Genomic DNA, 3,775 nt, shown 5'->3' on the forward strand with positions numbered 1-3,775 from the left:
AGAACACCAACACGCCGGAAACCCAACAACACCCCGCATCACGCAAGTTGACCGCTGACGACCCACGAGCACGCCACTACCTGCGGATTCGGGTCTGAGGGTGGTACGCGAAGGTGGTCGAGGTGGCGACTGAATGACCGCCCTCACGGCCGTACCCGCCGACGACGTACAGCGTTCCGTCCAGGAATGCGCCTGCGGCGTCCGTGCGAGGTTCCGGCAGCCGTGCGATGCGGGACCAGGACCGTGAGCCCGGATCGAGGGCGTAACCGTCGGCGAAGATGGTGACTTCGTCGGTGCCGCCGACCGTGTAGATCTTTCCCTCGTATGAGCCGACGACAGAGTTCTCGGCTGCCATGGGGGAGCCAGGCATGTCTCGCCAACCGCCGTCCGCGGTGGCGGTCCACCCCTTCGCGGCAGTGTTCCGGCTCTGCTCGGAGAGCGTGACCGTGAGCGGCCTGCGCCCGGTGTTGGTGAGCGTGACGTCCTGACTGGCCTTGCCGTCCAGGGCCGCGCTCAGTCCTGCCTTTCCGGAGGTCACCTTCAACTGACCGGCGTTCAGGGCAGGGTTGTACTCACTCACCGAACGGGAGGCGGAGGCCCTCCCCGTGCTGGTGGCATAGCGAGGTGCCGAGGTGGTGATCCAACCTCGTCCGGCATGCGGGATGTACAGCCAGTAGGATCCGTCCGACTGCTTGTCGCCCGGCACCTTCGCGCTGACGGCAGCGCGATAGGGGTCGGTTGCCGGTGCCCAAGTAGCGGTGATCTTGGCGTCGTTGAGGGGACGGTGGGTGTTGGCGTCCTTCACGACACCTGTGATCAGCCCGCCACCGAGCGCCTGGCACCGGCCGACCGACACGTTGTCGATCTGAACCTGGGAGTACCCCTCGCCCTTGAAGTGAAGGCGCAGCCGGACGTCACGGTGCCCGAGCGCCGCATCGAGCGGAGCGGTCACGTGATGCGGCAATACGATCGAGTTGTTCTCCTTGAACACGCTGGTCCAGGTGTGACCGGCGTCGATGCTGACGGAGGCGTTGAGGGTGGCGCCGTTCTCGCCGGCGTCGTACATGGTCGTGTCGAACTGAAGATCCGCGTCGGTTCGCCCGCTCAGATCGAACGACGGCGAGGTCAGCGTGGTGTCCTGAGCAACATCTGGCGCCGGCGAGGTCCAGGGAGAGGCGGTCGCGAAGCCGCCGGTGCCCCCCGTCATGTTGTCGGGCTGGTCGAACTGCCAGCCATAGGGGCTACCGGGGGCGTTCGAGACGCTCCAACCGCTCCGGGGCCCGGAGGCCCAGTTCTCGAAGTCGGTCTGTGCGGCGTAGCCGTAGCCAGGGGCGACACATGACGTCAAGTCAGCCTTGACGGAGATGTCGCGCCGCATGTCCTTCGCGCCGAGCGCGATCTTGATGTCGGACGGCGTGTAACCGGGATAGACCGGCGCGGCGTGCATCGTGTATGTGGCACCGCTCGGCAGATCTAGCGCGTAGGCGCCGGTCCTGCGGTCGGTGTAGAACGCCCCGCCCGGCATCTCGTCGAACGTGATCTTCGAGTAGAGCGGCCAGCCCTGGCCGGAGCCGTCGACGATCTTGCCCGACATCCTTCGCGTCGGCAGCTTCACGAGCACGAGGTCGGTCTTCGCGGCCTTGGCCGCGGACACGGTGACGGTGCCCGTGGCGGTCCGGTAACCGAAGAGCGACACGGATGCCTTGTACGCGCCGGGCGAGACGTTGAGCCGGTACACGCCGTTGCTGTCCGTCGTCGTGGAGTAGACGGACCTGCCGGTGCTGTCGGACAACGTCACGAGCCGACCGGTAATCGGCTTGTGGCCCCCGTCGGTGACCTTGCCGCTCAGCGAGCCGGTCGGACCGTTGCGGAAGGCCGCGGTCCCGTTGGGGGTGCCGAGCCCGGTGGGTGCGTCGTAGCCCACCGCTGCTTTGCAGAGATAGGCGGGGGAGCAGGAACGTGTGCTGTTGGATCCCGAGGTGATGTCATTCAGGCGGCGGTTCGCGTAGGGGTACGCGGCCGGCTGCGTACCGTCCGCCACAGGGCCGGCCAGCGCGTAGGTCGCCGCGATGATTGGAGCCGAGGCGCTGGTCCCGCCGTACTGGCCCCAGCCCTCCCCGTACTCACCGTAGGTGTTGTAGACGGCGACGCCCGTCTCCGGGTCGGCGACCGCCGAGACATCGGTGACCGTGCGCTGTTCGCAGCCGCTGTCCTTCTGGTACACGGGTTTCGCCAGGAAGGCGGAACAGCCCGATCCAGTACCCGCCCAGACCGACTCGTTCCAGCCGCGCGCGGTGGACCCGTTCCGAACCAGGGAGGTGCCGCCGACCGCGGTGACGGTGGGGGCGGAGGCGGGGAACGTGACGCCGTAGCCCGTGTCACCGCTGCTGGCGACCATGGCTACACCGGGGTGGTCATAGTGGCGTTGTGCGAACTCCACGAAGGAGCTGTTGTCCGCGGTGCCCGACGTGTCCGTGTAGTTCAGGCCGTAGCTGTTGGACACATAGGTCGCGCCCAACTCGACGGCCGTGTCGACACTCGCACCCAGGTTGGTGAGCGCGCCGCTGTCGGCCTCCACGAGGATGATCTTCGCCTTGGGTGCGACAGCCGACACCATGTCGAGGTCGAGGGCGATCTCCGCAGCCCATCCGCTGTCGGGTGAGGGGTAGTCACCCTCGTCACCCCGCTGGTTGACCTTGACGAACTGGCCGTCCTCCAGCGTCGGAAGACCGAACTGCTCCCTGTACAGCGCGAGGTCTGCGGCGGCATTCGGGTTGTCGTAGGCCGCGATGACGGCGATGGTCGCGCCCGCGCCGCCGTTGGCGGGCAGATTGTAGGCGCTCAACAGGTCGCTGGGCGCCAGGCCCGCCGGGGCCTCGGAGGCCGCGCGCACTCCCTTCCCGCCGTGGACATCCTTGACCCGCATCGCGAAGCAGAGCGCCTCGGTCGCCGATTTCGGCACGTCGCACGCCGGGCTCACGTTCTCGGGGGTGGTGTCCGAGGTGGTGCCGGTCTTCTTCAGCGCGCGCTTCTGGGCGGCGACCACTTTGTCGATCTTGGCCCGGTCGCCGGGGGAGAGGGAACTCCCGGCACGCGCCGCCGGATCGGCTCCGAAGGCGGGAGTCGGGGCTGCGGCGAGAACCCCGAGACAGGCGGCGGCTATCAGCGCCGGCAGGGCGCGGGAACGCCCACGTCTTTCCATGAACAAGATGACCCTTCGAATCCAGCCGGGGCGGATCAGGCCGTTCCGGAAGGTTCCGGCGTGCGGCACCCGTCGGTCTCGGTGCCACCACGTCTCTCGCAGCATCGAGGGTGCTCGTCGAACTGGACGAACTCCTTCGCGCGCGAACGCTCCTCGGTGCGACGTTGTCCGGCGCCCCGTACGAACGTGTTGCCAGCCGTGAGTAATGCAGGCCGGCTCGGCAAACTTGATAGAGCAAGCTTAGCAACGATCGTGCAATGGCTGAAAACTGACCCTCAGTCCAGCGGGATTCGTGCGTGAGTCACTCGTCGTCACGTACAGTGTCGTTCGGCGAGAGCATGCTCTCGACGTGCGCACGTGCAGTGAGAATCAGAAGTCGAGTTTCAGCCAAAGTGATCATGCGTGCATGACATGAATCGACAAGAGATGTCACTCTGTGCCGACTCCGTTGCTGAATTCGTCAGGTGGCGAGTCGGTAGCTGAGCCCGGATCCACCGGCTTGATGGTGGTGCGATCGGTTCGGGGTTCTGTAGGGCGTGTCGGGGCGGCGTCGCGGATTCGGGTGTGGGGTGT

1 protein-coding gene is annotated in these 3,775 nt (G+C 66.8%); it reads right to left on the reverse strand.

What is annotated here, in order from left to right; all coding sequences use genetic code 11:
- Nucleotides 1-76: 76 nt before the first annotated feature.
- A complete protein-coding gene (locus tag ACFU5K_RS31495; protein WP_384068054.1) occupies nucleotides 77-3,202 on the reverse strand; it encodes a carboxypeptidase regulatory-like domain-containing protein in 3,126 nt (1,041 codons plus the stop codon).
- Between the last annotated feature and the right edge of the window lie 573 nt (nucleotides 3,203-3,775).

It is taken from the genome of Streptomyces sp. NPDC057428 (assembly GCF_042803195.1).
Taxonomy (GTDB): Bacteria; Actinomycetota; Actinomycetes; order Streptomycetales; family Streptomycetaceae; genus Streptomyces.